The organism is cyanobacterium endosymbiont of Rhopalodia gibberula (assembly GCF_003574135.1).
Classification (GTDB): Bacteria; Cyanobacteriota; Cyanobacteriia; order Cyanobacteriales; family Microcystaceae; genus Rippkaea.
This window is the reverse complement of the sequence record NZ_AP018341.1, coordinates 1133908-1150858: the sequence shown is the minus strand read 5'-3', so window position 1 is coordinate 1150858 and position 16951 is coordinate 1133908. Positions and strand designations below refer to the sequence as shown.

Sequence of the window (16951 nt, the reverse complement as noted above, 5' to 3'; positions counted from 1 at the left end):
ATATACAAATATTTTCAATAAATTAGTGTAATAGACTAAAGTAGTAGCAGATATATTTTATGTAACAAAACAAATTGATTATTAATCAAATTACTAAAAAAACTTAAATAGTAAACCAAATAACTCAAAAATATTAGTTTTTTTAAAACCATAGAATGGTTAAATGATAACAAATGTTTTTTATTTTAAAAAATAAGATTTAAGCAGGGAATGAAAAACCAAATTAAAGTAGATATATAAAACTTCACCAGTTATCTCAAAAATACACTGATTAAGTAAAAGAGGAATTTAAGACAATTCTTGACAACGACTTAGAGCAAGCACTAAAACTATTATGATTGCTTTATTAGTATCAAAATACTAATTTAGTTTTAACCATAATTTAACTTAAAATTTAATTTTAAGCTTGAAAAGTAATAATTTCTATTTACTAAAAAAAATATTTTTTTTAGTAAATAGAAATTATTCTAAATTAGATTTTCTGAGTCATAAAAAATAATCACAGTTTCCAAAACTTAACTTTAAATAGTTTACATACAATAAATACTTTTACTTAAAAAATAGAACAATAACGCTGTTTTAATCTCTTTTTAAGAGATATTTTGATTATAAAATACTTCAGTAAAGTCGAGACTAGATTGTATATTTAAAGTGTTAGATTCAGCCAAATATTACTACTTTTTATCTCTTTCAATTCCCTTATAATTAAACTTCGTTTTCACAAAGATTTTGATACACTTAAAAAAGTTGATTCACTTATAAACACATTTTACATCTGTTAAAAATAACCAGCATGGCTACTAGCGATCGTCTTATAATTCCTCAACCAAGTCCCCACAAACCCCTCCCAAAACTGAACCTGTTCACCATGTTTCGTTTAGGATTATTCCAAATGGGGTTAGGTATCATGTCTTTGCTAACTTTAGGAATTCTTAATCGAATCATGATCGATGAATTGACAGTATTGCCGTGGATAGCAGCGACGGCAATCGCCATGTATCAGTTTGTCAGTCCCGCTAAAGTTTGGTTTGGACAAATGTCCGATACAAAAAAAATCTGGGGCTATCATCGCACTAGTTATGTCTGGATCGGGGCAATTTTATTTACTTCCCTAGCCTTCATTGCTTTACAAGGAGTTTGGCAGTTAGGATTTAGCTTGAAAGAGACGGGATGGAGTATGACGACCTGTACTTGGGCAGTTCTATTGGGATTTATTTTTGCTCTCTATGGCTTAGCTTTAAGTTTTAGTAGTACTCCCTTTGCAGCAATGTTGGTGGATATTTCTGATGAGGATAACCGTTCGCAACTAATCAGTATTGTTTGGTCAATGTTGATGGTGGGCATTATCGTTGGGGCAATTATTAGCTCAAAATTGCTTAATAACCCCGATATTTGTGGAAATACTATTGTATCTTACAATTCGACAGTAACCGCTAAAATAGTTGATATTCCTGCCCTACGAAGAACTGTTAACCTCGTATTTATTACTATGCCTGCAGTGGTATTAGGGTTGTGCTTTGTAGCGACTTGGGGAATAGAAAGGCGATATTCTCGGTTTGGTTTGCGATCAATGACAGTTGAAGGGGAAGGTAAAATTACCTTGGGAAGAGCAATAAGAATTTTGACTGCTAATCGTCAAACTTGGTTATTTTTTAGTTTTTTATTGACGCTTACGCTCAGTTTATTTATGCAGGATACGGTACTTGAACCCTATGGGGGCGAGGTATTCGGAATGTGTATTTCTGAAACTACCCAATTAAATGCGTTCTATGGTATAGGAACCCTATTTGGTATCAGTTCAATCGGGTTTTTAGTTGTTCCCCGTTTAGGAAAGCAACAAACCACAAAATTAGGCTGTTTTTTATCAATATTTTGTTTTGGGTTAATCATCTTAGCTGGTGGGATAGAAAGTCAAAGTTTATTGAAGTCTGGGTTACTCTTTTTTGGACTAGCATCAGGAGTTTTAATTGCAGGAGCAACAGGTTTAATGTTAGATCTAACCACAGCAGAAACTGCTGGAACGTTTATCGGTGCTTGGGGGTTAGCTCAGGCGATGGCGAGGGGTTTTGCGACCGTTTTAGGAGGAGCGATTCTAAATCTAGGAAAGGTGTTTTTTTCTACTTCTTTTTTGGCTTACGGATTAGTATTTATGGCGCAAGGAGTAGGGATAATTTTAACAATTTGTTTATTAGAACGTATTAATATTAAAGAATTTAAAGACGATACGAATTCTGCTATTGCTGCGGTCATGGAAAGTAACTTAGATGGGTAATCTAGAAATTGATAGTCGTTTTAAGCTATTGATTGATGTATAGCGATGCTAATAAACGACAGCGACAAGAAATAGAATTAAGAATTTTTAATCCTATTTCTGTCTTATTTCTATCTTAAACGAAATTCTTTTATATGAAAACTTAGCGAACTAAATTAAAATACGTTTTACTACAATACAATAACAAAAAAAATATACAAAAATAATTAAGATATCAGTTGATCAAAACTTATTACTTTTGTTTATTTTAAACGAATATTCCTAAAGATAAAAGTTGATTTACACGTAATTCAAAGTTTTATGGATAATATTCAATTTACGAAACTATTCGATTTTCTAAGATCTCTTGATGAAAGTTTTAGGGGAGATAGTAAGTTCATCGTAGAGTTAATATACTCGAAAAAATACTGTACTCGTTAAGACACTACCCTACTAACTGTTTATATAAACAAAAACATCATAATAGAAGGTTCAATACTTAATTTAAAAAATATATAATTTCTAGAAGATATTTACAGATAAAGCGGAAGTATTTATAAGAATCTATCTTAGAAAATTTTTTAGATCAAATGTAAAACTATTAATTTATATTAAATAGTTTTGCTATCAAATAAATAAATCTTTAACAATTATCAATAATTAGAGTAACAAGTAGAGTGACAAGTTATGGAGTACTTTGGGTATAATACCAGAAACTCACCATCAATTTACCTAAAAAAACATAATGAACACCAAAATCTTGTTAACCCTAATTTTTCCCTTAAGTATTGAGAATACTTTTTGATGATTTAAGAATTAATGTTATTTTTTTTCAAAAAGTGCTGATGAGAGACTGATATTGACTATAAACATAATACACAGAGGTATTATCTAATACATATAGTCTTAACATTGTATGTTACTAACACGAATCTTTCTCAGTTCATTGAGCATCATTCAGGGTACCTTTTAAAGGTCTTTTAGGTAGATATAAATTAGAATAAACTAGGATAGGAAGAGTGGTGTAAACCCAGTATTTCACGCAAAATCATGACAGCTACTGATAATTAATTGGCTGAAGTTCTCAACTATTTCTCTCCAAAATTTTAAACAGCATTTTGTCAGGAATTGCTCCAAACACTATCTTTTTACCCAATAAGAGCTTTTAAAGAAGCGAAGCGTATGTCTAAAACGTTAAGGGGCATCATTGTCAATCTAATACTTCAATTATAATGGTCCCGTATCAAGGAATATTTTGGTTAAAAGTAACATCTTATCTAACTTGATATGTAGAGATGAGGTGGATAATACCCACCTTACACTAATCAAGCCTCTACCGATTCTTTAGCAGCATACATCACCTCGAGAGTAATTGTAGAAAACTTATGTTCCCGGGCGAACTTTTCAGTATTACACTGTACTTTATTTCGTACAAAACTAGGAATTTTATTTAATTCTGCTTGTGCTTCTTTATTCCAATCTAAATTGGAATTAGTAGAAATTCTTTTCGTAATAACTTCTTTAGTATCATGTCCACCAAAGATTTCTAAGAGATGCGCTTCCATTCCCAAGGTAAAGGAATTATAAATCAGATCTGTGATCTGATTTGTACCTTCATAACCGCAGAAAGGTTTATAACCAATGGGAAAATTTTGAATATGAATAGGCGAAGAAATTACTCCACAAGGAATACCTAAACGCTTTCCAATATGACGTTCCATTTGTGTTCCAAAAATGGCAGAAGGTTCCAGAAGAGCGATAGCATCACCAATTTCTGCATTATCATCACTAATTAAAACCTGATCACAATATTTACTGACTTGTTCGGTGAACCATTTTTCGTCATACTTACAATAAGTCCCTGCTAAAACTACATTAATCCCCATCTCCAGCGTGAGGATTTTGGTCATCGCTGCTGCATGAGTATTGTCCCCAAATACTACTGCTTTTTTCCCCGTTAAATTCTGACAATCAATAGAACGAGAAAACCAAGCAGCTTGGGAAACATGAAGAGTTTGTTCTCTGATATTTTTTTCAAAGTCAACATTAGCACCTTGTTCATTAATTACCTGTTGAATTTTACGGATACACCGGGCTGTTTCTAGCACTCCCATTGGAGTGATATCTACATAGGGAGTTCCAAATTCTTCTTGTAAATATTGAGCTACTATCAATCCTAATTCTCGATAAGGAACTAAATTGAACCACGCTTTTGGTAAATTTTTTAGGTCGTGCACTGATGCGCCTTCAGGAATTACTTCATTAATTTCAATCCCTAAATCTTTCATTAATCGCTTTAGCTCAGTACAGTCATGTTTGTTATGGAAACCTAAGGTAGACATCCCTATAATGTTAACAGAAGGTTTCTCAGTTTTTCTTTGAGGTAACTCACCTTGTTTCTTATCTTTCTCTAGATAAAACTTAATGACTTGATGCAAGGTTTTGTCTGCTGCTTGTAGTTCATTATAACGATAATGATTAACATCAGCTAACATCACATCTCCTTTCATATCTATTTGAGCACGATCTACAAAATTCGCTAAATCTTCTTGTAAGATACTAGAGGTACAAGTGGGCGTTAGGATAATCAAATCTGGGTTTTCTTCCCGATCTTTCCGAAGGATATTGTTCACTACCTTTTCTTGAGAACCTTGTGCCAAGACATTACGATCTACGATACTAGCGGTAACAGGGGTAAAGTTCCTCTCCCTTTCTAACATAGAACGCATTACGTTAAAGTAATCATCGCCTAGGGGGGCGTGCATGATTGCATGAACGTTTCTGAAAGAACTGGCAATTCTTAAAGTCCCAATGTGTGCAGGTCCAGCATACATCCAGTAAGCGAGTTTCATAAAGTTCTCCAGTATCTATTGAATAAAATTTGATTATGGTATTGCCATAAGCTTTTTCTTGATTGTCTCAAAATCATTGTCTTTAGGAAGTAGTTGCTTAAATAACGTTATATACTGGAAATAAAAGTATATACTTTATTTTGACTAAAGTCTCAAGAGGATTTTATCAACTTTTATACTATTTAATTTTAATTAATCTTAATGTTGTTAAAATTATTGGTAGATATTGCTGATCTTAACAAGTTCAGCTAGAATAAACGGAACTATGTCTGATGCTCACCTTTCTTATATTTTTGATTAAACCTGTTTTTTACTATTATTACTTTCTTGAAAAAGTCCGACTTTTTAATATTTAATAGTTTTAATAAACTTTGTAAGTATTTGGGTATGAATAAGCCGCATTATGTTGACACGTGCTCTGCGTTTAAAAGTTATTTCCACAAACATATCCCAGTGTATGTTACCATGGTCAGCTGTAAGAAATCTAATTAACTAATGTCATCTTCTCGATTAAAAAGTAGAGCTGGTACTACTTAGATTGTCAGCAATAAGGTGTAAAGCAAAAAAGATTTTCATTTATTAAAAATAGGTTTTCTTAACAGAAAACATAATAATTATCAATAGAACAAACTTAGATTAATAGGATCATGAAATACTCCGCAACGCTGTAGAATAAATTTGTGTTATTTATCTAGATAAATAACATTTAAATTCCTGGTTAGCTATTACTTGATATTTAGAATCTAAAAAAGTAACAAAAAATAATAATATACTTATATAAGTAGTAGAGTTAGTTGTTGTCAAAATTTAATAAAAATAATTTATATATATAAATTATTCTTAGATGTATAAAACTTCACTGAGTTTTCAGAAGATCTTAATTAAAAGAGGAACACAGAATAGTTATTAAAAAGAAATGGCACTTGATATCAGGACTATTGAAACTAGCTGTTCAGCTTAGTATCATTGTTGTATTAGTTACAGTAAAAAATGTAGACAATTATGCTTTGAGCTGAAGAAATCACTGCTTATTTTTACAAATAAGCAACTCAAGGAGTGGTGTAAGATTTTAACAAAAAATTACAGTCAACTCAAAGAAAAGCTTATAAATTCAGGAATTTCGTCAATTTTTAACTTCTAAGTTTCTTAAACTGGCATTTCACTAGTTTATTTTGAATCATCAATTTAATATAACAACGTTTATCTAGAGCACCTCAATTAATTTACTCTAACATAGTTCAAACACTTACTGTCCATTCCGATTACATTGTTCAATTACATTAATTAATTCATAGAAGTGGTTAATTGATGTAATTGAATTGATATATACTTAAAACTCTTGAATAATTAAATTTCTAATTCATGGTAATAAGTTTGACTTTACCTTATTTTATCTAATGTTTGAACGTGATATTTTCTGGAAAATAGTTGTTATCTTAATTTTTTTAAACCCATAAATAATGTTATTAGTTAATATTAATTGTTTGATTGTGTTTTACTGTTTAAATTAAAAAATTTTTTAAAATAAAAAAAGAGAATCTCTAACCTTTCGATAGGATTTTCAGTACTTAAATTTTTGAGTTGCTCTCGTTATTTTACGGTTAACTGATTTGTAGCTAAATTCTACCGATAGACTATTGGCGATCTCGACAAAGAAATAACTGTTATTACTGATTTTGAGCATTATGGATGGTGGAGTGTGGAGTAGGAGTATAATTAATTTCTTATTTACCTAGACTAGCACGAGCATTACGTCGCAATCTCTCCCATTTGATTCTTCGCAATGCTGAAGCTCTAAAATGATTATCCCAATCTTTGGGAGAAATATTGGCTAGTTCTGTCAACTTTGGGGCAATATTTTGAGTATATGGTTCAAAATCGACGATATTTGTTTCTTGGGCAAAGCGTTGATTCCAAGGACAAACATCTTGACAGATATCACATCCAGCGACCCATCCCTTCAGGTTAGAGGCGATCTCTTCTGGTAAGGTTGCTTGTCTGTTTTCAATGGTATGATAGGCGATACAGCGATTAGCATCTATTACAAAAGGTTGAACGATAGCCCCTGTCGGACAAGCTTCCAGACAACGAGTACATGTGCCACAGTGTTGAGTGTAAGGGGTGTCAGGAATTAAGGTTAAATTGGTTAACACTTCCCCTAAAAACACCCAACTTCCATACTCACGAGTGATAAGATTGCTGTTCTTGGCGATCCAGCCAATTCCAGCCCGTTGCGCCCAGACTTTATCTTGTATTGTTCCTGTATCAGCACAATAGTGAATTTTAATAGAGCCTTCTTGCCCTTTTAGCTGCTGACTGAAGGCTTTTAGTTTTTTGTGCATAACATTATGATAATCTCGCCCCCACCCGTAACGGGAGATTTTGCCGTATTCTTTCCCGTCGGGACGTTGATGGGAAGTGTAATAATTAAGGGCAACACAGATAATTGATTTTACCTGAGGCATATAGTCCCGAATGTTGAGGCGTTTCGGGTTGTCCATCCAAGCCATATCGGCATGATACCCTAATGCTAACCAGCGTTTCAGGTAATTGGTCGCAGTATCATTAAATTGGCTATCGACATTAGCAATCCCTACTTTATGGAAACCTAGCTCTAGAATTTTTTGTTTAATGGTTTCAGTCCACTCTTCGGTATTCATGACTGATTTTTGTTTTTTTATCTGGACAAACACTACCGTTAGACATGATTGCTTCGAAAAAATTAGTGTCGTTAACATTGCAATCATCAATATTTGCGCCGTACAAACCTCTCTCTCTCGGTGAAGTATTAATCATGTTAGCATTAGCTGAAATCTACTTCTACGAGATCGGTACGACTGAGTTCCGCCTTTTTCAGCTTCTCCCAACTAAGCTTAGCACTTCCTCAATCATTATTTCTAAAAATCAGTTTACTCGAAGTTGGCATGGAGCAAACTTGCATTGACAATGATTACGTCTTCGAAATTGATGCAACCTAGATCAGCATAGCTGAGATCTATCTTAGTTCAGGTAGCTGCTATCAATTTAGCATCGATCAGTCGTGTATGGATTAAACTCTATTGCCTAAGATTATTCTAAATCTTAGGCAATAGAGTTTAAATTAACTTCTATTCAGAGCAGCATAAATAATATCTGCTTGTTGCATATTTTGCTGATCAAAACCTCGTTAATCCTATTATTACCGTCAGATAAACTCCTGAGCGTTTATTAAATTAAATAAACTAGAAAAATTTAAAGTATTTATTGATATTTATTCACGAGAAATAAATTAATAATTCCAGTCCAAATAAGGTAATTGGCTAGCTGTTTCATGAACATTATCGATGTTTTGTACAAGTTGCCCACAACTGTCCCAAGTGCCTCCTAAAAGCATTTGCCGAGAATCTTCTCCCATCTCGATCAGAGTTATCCACGTTCCTGCACTAAGTTTCATTTCGTTTAAATCAAGGGTAATTTCTTGTTGCGGATGAGTTTGAATCAAGGTTTGTAACTGCTTGATATCTTCTGGTTTAGCTGTCACACAGGGAATTCCATTAGTGATACAATTGCCATAAAATATCTCAGCAAAACTCTCTCCAACAATGGCTTGAATTCCCCATCGAATGATCGCTTGTGGGGCATGTTCTCTTGATGAGCCACAGCCAAAGTTAGCATTTACCACAAGAATTTTAGCGTCCTGATATTGAGGCAAATCAAAAAAGTGTTTTCCTCTAAGTTGAGCACGATCATCGGCAAAAATTTGCTCCCCTAAACCTTCGAAAGTGACACAACGCAAAAACCGTGCTGGAATAATGCGATCAGTATCGATATCATCTCCCACAACGGGAATCCCTGATCCAGAAATAATTTGTACTTGACTCATTATATTGACTCTTGATAGTATCAACTCACATTCCGTTCTCTTGTTACTATTGTTTCACTTAATACTTTACTATATATTTAAGTTCACAATTGTTCCACTGTAATTATAACCTCCTTAGATTTAGCTTATCCCGAATAAATGTCAGAATCTTTTATATGTTCCTAATGATTAATTCTAAGTCAGAGTTTGTGATTAATATTTTTCATCAAAAATACCTATAGTTATCAGGGTCTAATTTTCAAAATTAATCAATAGATAGAAAGAAGTTATTTTTATTTACCTAAAAAAATTACCCTATGATTTTACATAATATTTTCTGATTTTTTAGCCCCTTAAATTGGAGTATTTTTAGCTTACATGGCAATATCCAAAATAACTTTTTTCAGAAAAGTTATTTTGGATATTGCCACTTTTATCAAAAACAACTAATGATTGTAATTCTTGTTAGCGCTCGTAAAATTCTTTCTGAGAATTGGCAGTTTTCTAGTTTCATAAATTTCTCTTTCACTCTTTGGCTTACCAACAGTCTAAGCCTCACTTCTTAAGAAAATGAGGACGTAAATAGAAATCGTCAGTTACAATGCTCCAGCCACTGTCTGATCTAAAATCCCAGATCCTAAATGGCTAGTTAAATTAATTGCTTGTAAAACAGGAGCTCCCTTAATTCCCTGAGGATAGTCAATCACACTAACACCACCATTTCCTTGTTTTATGTTCCAGAAATCTCTGGGTTTTAATCCTAACAAGTAACATAAAATTACTTTATTAATAGCATCATGGGCAACTATAATACCAGTTTTAGATTCAGGAGACTTGCTGTAATCCTCTACCATTTGATTCCAACAAATGATTGCTCTATCCCACACTTGTTGTAAATTCTCTCCCTCGGGCATTTGTACAGTTTCTGGAGAGTTTTTCCATTGAGCTAATAACCCTGGAAAATCCACTTCAATTTCCGATTCTAATTTCCCTTCCCATAGTCCATGACAGATTTCTTGAAGTTGGGTTTTAGATTCTAACCTAACATCTTTATGGTATTGAAGAATTATTTTGGCAGTTTCTTTCGGACGTAACATAGGACTACTAACTGCAAAATTCAAGGGAATTTCCTTTAGAAAATCCGCTGTTTTTTGTGCTTGTTTTTTGCCGTTTTCATTGAGTGAAATATCTCTAACTCCTTGAAATCTCGATTCTCGATTCCATTCGGTTTCTCCATGACGAACTAGCAAAAATCGTAAATGATTCTTGTAAGAACGAGTAGAAGGAATGGGGATTCCTAGATGGGAGGTTTGATTCAGGGATTCGAGTTGCACTGATTCACCCCAATTACCGCTAAAATTCAAGATATTAATGCAACAATTAGACTGTTGAATTGAGTGATAACGCTCTGGAGAAATTCCAACAGCACTCATGATTAAACAGCGATTGATACCATTATGAGCGACAATTAACAGATTTTTACCTTGATGCTGAGGGATCATTTCCTTCCAGAATTTTTTAGCTTGTTGATATAAAGCAAGAACTGGAAAGTGTTCTTTTTTTCCTTCAGATGTAGGGAGAACCATTTTAAATTCGTGGGGACGTTCTTTCCAAAACTGATATTCAGTCTTGAATATTTTGGCTACTTCAAGTTTATTTCGTTTTTCCCAAAGAGGAAGGTCTATTTCCATCAGTTGATTGATAGCAAACAAACTCGGCCGAGAAAGCAAACGACTATGAATAATCTCAGCTGTAGCTTTTGCCCGTTGCAAGGGACTGCAATACATTACATCAATGGGAAGTAGACTGAGACTATTCCCAACTTTTTGAGCATCTCGACGACCTTTTTCGGTCAATACTGATTCGTTATTGCGACCTTGTATAAGCTTTTTAACATTATAGTTGCTTTGCCCATGACGCACTATAATAACGCGAGTAGCCACTATCTTCCGTCCTCTCTATGGATTACCAGTTTCTAGATTACAGGTTCCTGGGACTGATTAGATTAAATTTTATGATTTGAGTATGACAATTATAAAAAAATGGTTTTCTCAGTTTAACTTAAATTTAATCACAAAAAATAACTTCAACCTATTATTAGTCATTAGCTTTGCTGTCATTACTTTAATTGGTATTCTAAATCATGCTATGTGGCGTGATGAAGTCAATGGATGGTTAATTGCTAGGGATAGTGTTTCTTGGAAAAAATTTTTTTATAATATCAACTATGAAGGACATCCAATTCTTTGGTATATCTGTTTATGGGGACTTAATCAATTAACTCCTAATCCTATAGCAATGCAACTTTTTCATTGGCTTATTGCTGTCGGATATCTGACTTTATTTGTTTCTTATTCTCCTTTTACTAAACAACAAAAATTATTATTTTCACTAGGATATTTACCTTTTTATGAATATACTTTAATTAGCCGTAATTATTCTTTGGGAATTATGGCTATTTTTTGCTTCTGCACTTATTTTGAGACTCGCCATAAAAACTATATTCCTCTAGCTATAATTTTGGCTTTTATGGCTAATACAAACGCCTATTGCTTAATGATTTCTATGTCTTTAGCCTTAACATTAGTTTTTGACTATTTAACTCAAAATCATTTCGAATGTAAAGGTAAAGCAGGAGTCCAGAATATTGTTATTGCTTTTACAATTTTTAGTTTAGGAATAGTGTTGGCTGGAATCATGTTATTTCCTCCATTGGATAGTACCTTACAAGGAGGAGCAAGTCAATGGTTTATTGAGTTTGATTGGATTCGATTTAATCAGTCATTAACAAGAATATGGAGGAGTTATGTTTTAGTTTTAATACCTAGCGATAGTAAACCTCTAGATTTAGCTATTTTTGCAGTTCTATCTTTAGGTTTGTTAGGGTTCGTATCGACGCTTTTAATTAAAACCCCAATTGCATTATTTTTCTATCTAGTTAGTAGTCTAGAATTATTGACTTTTACATATCTAAAATTTTTAGGCTCTCAAAGACACTATGGACACTTATATATCATTTTAATTACTTCCTTATGGATAAAAAATTATTATTCTAACTCTAAATACTTGGTTAATTTATTTCGTTGTATCCCTCAAAAACTCTATAAAATATTATCAATTTGGCTAAAATTTGTAACCTATAAGAAAGAAAGTTTTGTGATGATTATTCTATGTTTTCAGTTAATTGCTGGTATTATTGCGTTTAGTCGAGATTTATTAACTCCTTATTCTGCTAGTCGTGCTACAGCTAACTTTATTCAAAGAAATAATCTAGACTCAATGATGATCGCCGGTAGTGAAGACTTTACTATTGCTCCTATTAGTGGTTATTTAAATAAAAAAATTTACTATCCAGAAAGCCAAAGATTAGGAAGTTATGTTTTGTTTAATGAACGCAGAAAAATAATTGATGACGAAGATATATTGACAACAATCAATCAGTTAATTAGTAATAGTGAAAATAAAGAAGATATAATTTTAATTTTAAATCGACAATTAAAAACAATAAGGAGCGATCTTGAAATTGTCTTTCTAGCTCAATTTAAAAATGCTTTTATTTATAATGAAAAGTATTATCTTTATTCAATTAAACAAAGAAATCTAAACCCAATAAATAAAAAAGATAAACCTAATGATCTCTAAAACACCTAATTTTAAACATTTTTTTAAAAACATAAACCAAGATACATCTTGGTTTATGTTTTTATTATTATCTGCTTTTATTTTATATTTAATCGGCTTAGGTGATTTACCATTACGTGATTGGGATGAAGGATATTATGGAACCGTTGCTAAAGATATTTATAAAAGTGGTAACTGGTTATATATGACCTATCATAATGAACCTTTTTTACTTAAGCCTCCTCTGATTATTTGGTTGATAAATATGAGCTATTTAATTGGAGGAATCAGTGAATTTACAACTCGGTTTCCTTGTGCTTTTTTGACAGCTTGTGGTGTTCCTTTATTATATTTAATAGGAAGAGAGATTTTTCCTAGTCGTCTTCCAGCTATTTTCAGCACATTAGTATATTTGACGTTATTACCTATGGTACGTCATGGACGGCTAGCAATGTTAGATGGACCAATTAATACTTTTTTTCTTTTTTCTATTTTTTGTTTACTTAAGTCTTTTTATCAGCAATTTTGGATAATTGGAGTGGGAATTGGACTGGGACTAATCGCTTTTACTAAAGGAATTATAGTCATTGCTTTGGGTGGAATTTTAGGTACATTTTGTGTTCTTAATAAATCTTTAAGAATTTTTAAAAATCCTGTATTTTTGGGTGGACTTATCTTAGGATTTTTTCCAGTAATTTTGTGGTATCCACTTCAAATCATAGAATATGGAGAAAAATTTATTAAAGTTCATTTTTTACAACAAAACTTTGATAGATTATCTACCGCAGTTGAGGGAAATCAAGGTTCAGTATGGTATTATGTAATTGAATTAGTAAAATATAGTTTTCCTTGGCTTATATTTTTACCAGGAGGATTGACTTTAGCAGTCAAAAAATATCAGCAAAGTTGGGCTAAATTAGTTTTAGTTGGCTTTATTCTATTCGTAGGAATTATTTCCCTCATGGGGACTAAGCTGCCATGGTATATTGTGCCTGTATATCCTTTCTTTTCCTTAGCTGTGGGGATTTATCTAGCTGAAATTGTACAAAATAATCATCAGTTTTATCCCAAGATTTTGGGAATTTTACTGCTTATTGGTAGTGTAGCTTCACTGGGAGGAGGAGTTTACTTTAGTATAAAAACTAATGATTCTCAACTTCTTACATTATCAATTTTAATAGTAATTACATTTGCCTTATCTTCCGTTAACTTTCTACAAAATAATTGTGACTTTACCTTCACTCTTTTTATTGGATTATATTTAAGTTTATGCACGTTTATTATGTCTGATTTGTGGATTTGGGAACTGAATGAATCGTTTCCTGTTAAACCTGTAGCTGCTCTAATTAAGGAAAATACTCCCCCTAACACAGTAGTTTATACCTCTTATGCTTACAGTCGTACTAGTTTAGATTTTTATAGTGATCGTCAAGTGATTGCTCAAAATCTAGAAGATTTAAAAAAATCAGCAGCTATCTCGTTCTATTTCCTTTTAGATTCGTTGACTTTAGAAAAGTTAAACTTAAATAACTATAAAATATTAGGAAATACTCAAAACTTCACATTAATTAAAACGTATAAATAATAAGAAAGAATTTTCATTAAAGTCCTGATTTTAGAAATAAGTAAAAGTTATGTCAATAAAGCGATTAACCTTATTAGTTTTAACGATTATCTCTTTGATTCCTGTATTATTTTCGTTGATTAATAGTATTAACCAACCCCAGGTACAAGTTAATCTTGAGTTATATCAAACCAATTTAATTTTGCAATCTTCAGAATTTTTGGGGAAATATTCAAATATTGATCAGACTAAAGCGAATCTTAATTTTACTGAAGTTAAAAAGGTATTGATTGGAAAAAACCCCTACAAAGTTGTTTCTGATAAATATAAAATTGCTCTTGAAACTTCTCAAAAAAATTTGGATAGATTGGAAAATCAGTTTGAAATAACTATTGGTAGTTCAGTTTCTGTAGATGTTAAGGACTCTCCCATTACTCCAAGTAGTAATTCAGTATATTCAACAAAACAAGAGCAATTAAAAACTAATATCAATAGTCAAAAACAAATAATAGATAGACTAAAATTAGAGTTAGGAATTTTAAAAATTAAACAAGGAGAAATATCAAAAGCAATTGAAAGTTGGCAATCAATGTTGACTACTAACAATGAGAATGATTTAGATTCTAAAATAGAAGTGGTCGCTGATATCTTAACAAACTTATGGAATGAGAATCCTAAAATATTATCTAATGCAGAATCGCAAATACAAGATAATCTACATGGGTGGTTTAGTTATCAAGCCTTAACAAGGCTTTACACACTTCAAGATAGACAAGCTGACTTAATTTCATTAAAAAATAAACAACAAGAAAAAGCAAATCTAGCCATTATCAAATTAATTTGGATCAGCATTATTCCAGTATTATTAGGAATCATTGGATTTAGTTTACTTATCTTTTTATTGGCTCAGTTGTTACTCAAAAAACATGGGTCTATTTTATATTTTGATAAAAAGTTATCTTGGCAAACTCCTTGGGATACTGAAACAATTTGGCAAGTCTTAATTGTGGGATTTTTCTTTTTCGGACAAATCATATTCCCTATTGTATTGAACTTCTTTCCCTTCAATCCTACCAGCTTCAGTTTACGGCAAAAAGCTTTTTACATATTAGCTAGTTATTTATCTCTGACCTTAGTGGGTATTTGTGTACTCTACTGGTCAATTAAATCCTATTTTCCCCTACCAAAAGATTGGTTTCGGTTTGAGATAAAAAGTAATTGGTTAGCGTGGGGAGTTGGGGGATATTTGGTTGCTTTACCTTTAGTGATCATTGTCTCTTTAATTAATCAACAAATATGGGATGGTCAGGGTGGTAGTAATCCCTTATTATTTTTAGCATTGGAAGCCCAAGATACAGTAGTTTTAGCCATATTCTACTTCACTGCTTCTCTTCTAGCTCCTTTTTATGAAGAGATTATGTTTCGAGGATTTTTGTTACCGTCTTTGACCCGTTATATTCCGGTTTGGGCAGCTATTACTATCAGTAGTTTGATTTTTGCCCTTGCTCACTTAAACTTATCAGAAGTACTTCCCTTAGGGATTTTAGGTATGGTCTTGGGAGTAGTTTATACGAGATCGCGTAATCTTTTATCTTCTATGTTAGTTCATAGTCTTTGGAATAGCGGAACATTATTGAATTTGTTTTTATTAGGTAGTAGTGGCAAGTAAAAGCTAATCTTATTTTCTTAAATTGAATTAAACAATCAATAGTATTTCTAAAGTCAGAAGGAAAACACTCCTCTGATTTTGCCAAAGGCTTGCTGTCAAAACTTTACGTGATCCCACTATTTTAGAGCTAATTCTACTAGTAATTATCTTTCCGCAAAAGTTTATCCTAAAACCAACTGAAGAAACTACAATTCAAGAAGACTATAAACAAAAAAAATAGCTAAAAAAACGGTAAATTTCTGTATTTAGAGGATTTTCAGTACGAAGGTTCAATAATACTTTTTAGATTAAATCTAGAAGGATATTGTTGAAAATTTTGGCGATTTAGAGGTTAGTGACTAAACTAGATATTCTCTTAGTTCTAATCATTTTAACTTGGTAAGTAGATAGCTCTGAATAAAGCTAAAAAAACAAATTACCTTGTCATAATCCATCATATTTTATTTTATAAACGTGAATTCAATAAAATTTAACAACACTATTATTATCCTCGATACCGATTATACTAAGCTAATTATATAGAACTAACTAGCAAAATGTAAAATTTAAAAAATTCAAAGTTAAAAATTAACAAAATTACTGAGTCCATAAGCTTTTATTTTAATTAACTTCAACTTATCATTAATACCTAATACTGTTTATTAGGTTATTTTCTGGTCAGAATATACAATAATTTCTTAAAGTTAACCTCTAATTGTTCCAAATTCTTTTTGTGGTAAAATCAATAAGTTTTTCTACATAAATTAGTTAGTTTTAATTAGACTCATATCCAGTCTTAAGTTTTCTAAATTACTCTTTTAATTAGAGTCTTTTTAGAAGACTGGGATTTTTTTATACACTTGGTTAAATTTATCTTTTTGTTCTGTGCTTGAATTTTTTCTTAATTTGAGCTCGACATGATTTTTAAATCCTAGCATATTAAAAATATTTAACTTTTTAAATAAGAATCTTGTTCGAATTATCTAATTAAGCATCAAATTGTTTCATCGGATAAAATATATTTTGGACTACTTCAGCTTATGGTATCAATTTATTCACAATAAAATTAGAAAATTTATCAATAGCTATGATTAACTTAGTCAATTTTATTCAATTAAAATAGCTATTTTACTACTTTTAGGATTTACCTATTTCCACAATTTCTACACTCACT

Annotated in this window: 9 protein-coding genes; 4 read left to right on the top strand and 5 right to left on the bottom strand. The window is 31.8% G+C overall.

All coding sequences use genetic code 11. The annotated features are described in order from the left end of the window. Nucleotides 1-793 precede the first annotated feature (793 nt). Nucleotides 794-2272: a BCD family MFS transporter gene (locus RGRSB_RS03700; protein ID WP_232014573.1), complete on the top strand. Its 1479-nt coding sequence runs from the start codon at nt 794-796 to the stop codon at nt 2270-2272. Nucleotides 2273-3576: 1304 nt separating this feature from the next. Here the strand turns inward: RGRSB_RS03700 and bchB are convergent. From bchB to RGRSB_RS03680, 5 genes are all read right to left on the bottom strand, one after another. Continuing rightward, on the bottom strand, nt 3577-5103 hold the full coding sequence (bchB, locus tag RGRSB_RS03695) for a ferredoxin:protochlorophyllide reductase (ATP-dependent) subunit B (protein WP_119259890.1): 1527 nt from the start codon (nt 5101-5103) through the stop codon (nt 3577-3579). 1724 nt (nt 5104-6827) lie between these two features. Further along, a complete protein-coding gene (gene queG, locus RGRSB_RS03690) occupies nt 6828-7763 on the bottom strand; it encodes a tRNA epoxyqueuosine(34) reductase QueG (protein ID WP_119259889.1) in 936 nt (311 codons plus the stop codon). Between the two features lie 249 nt (nt 7764-8012). Further along, nucleotides 8013-8102 carry a hypothetical protein gene (locus RGRSB_RS11055; protein WP_420823006.1) on the bottom strand — a complete coding sequence of 30 codons (90 nt, stop codon included), beginning with the start codon at nt 8100-8102 and terminating at the stop codon, nt 8013-8015. A 269-nt stretch (nt 8103-8371) separates the two neighbouring features. Then, nucleotides 8372-8965, bottom strand: a complete 594-nt coding sequence (gene leuD, locus RGRSB_RS03685) for a 3-isopropylmalate dehydratase small subunit (RefSeq protein ID WP_119259888.1) — start codon at nt 8963-8965, stop codon at nt 8372-8374. Between the two features lie 575 nt (nt 8966-9540). Next, complete coding sequence (locus tag RGRSB_RS03680; RefSeq protein WP_119259887.1) at nt 9541-10887, bottom strand: histidine phosphatase family protein; 1347 nt, start codon at nt 10885-10887, stop codon at nt 9541-9543. 82 nt (nt 10888-10969) lie between these two features. Between RGRSB_RS03680 and RGRSB_RS03675 the strand changes: the two genes are divergently transcribed. The 3 genes from RGRSB_RS03675 to RGRSB_RS03665 are packed head-to-tail and all read left to right on the top strand — an operon-like array spanning nt 10970 to nt 15798. Then, entirely contained in the window at nt 10970-12586 is a 1617-nt protein-coding gene (locus RGRSB_RS03675) for a hypothetical protein (protein WP_119259886.1), read from the top strand. A gap of 55 nt (nt 12587-12641) precedes the next feature. Continuing rightward, nucleotides 12642-14150 (top strand): ArnT family glycosyltransferase, encoded by a 1509-nt coding sequence (locus RGRSB_RS03670; RefSeq protein ID WP_232014572.1) that lies wholly within the window; start codon nt 12642-12644, stop codon nt 14148-14150. A gap of 49 nt (nt 14151-14199) precedes the next feature. Then, nucleotides 14200-15798, top strand: a complete 1599-nt coding sequence (locus RGRSB_RS03665; RefSeq protein ID WP_119259884.1) for a CPBP family glutamic-type intramembrane protease — start codon at nt 14200-14202, stop codon at nt 15796-15798. Nucleotides 15799-16951: the final 1153 nt, after the last annotated feature.

Coding starts and splice junctions, on each gene's coding strand:
- RGRSB_RS03700 (WP_232014573.1), top strand. CDS start 794: ATGGCTACTAGCGATCGTCTTATAATTCCTCAACCAAGTCCCCACAAA.
- bchB (WP_119259890.1), bottom strand. CDS start 5,103: ATGAAACTCGCTTACTGGATGTATGCTGGACCTGCACACATTGGGACT.
- queG (WP_119259889.1), bottom strand. CDS start 7,763: ATGAATACCGAAGAGTGGACTGAAACCATTAAACAAAAAATTCTAGAG.
- leuD (WP_119259888.1), bottom strand. CDS start 8,965: ATGAGTCAAGTACAAATTATTTCTGGATCAGGGATTCCCGTTGTGGGA.
- RGRSB_RS03675 (WP_119259886.1), top strand. CDS start 10,970: ATGACAATTATAAAAAAATGGTTTTCTCAGTTTAACTTAAATTTAATC.
- RGRSB_RS03670 (WP_232014572.1), top strand. CDS start 12,642: ATGTTTTTATTATTATCTGCTTTTATTTTATATTTAATCGGCTTAGGT.
- RGRSB_RS03665 (WP_119259884.1), top strand. CDS start 14,200: ATGTCAATAAAGCGATTAACCTTATTAGTTTTAACGATTATCTCTTTG.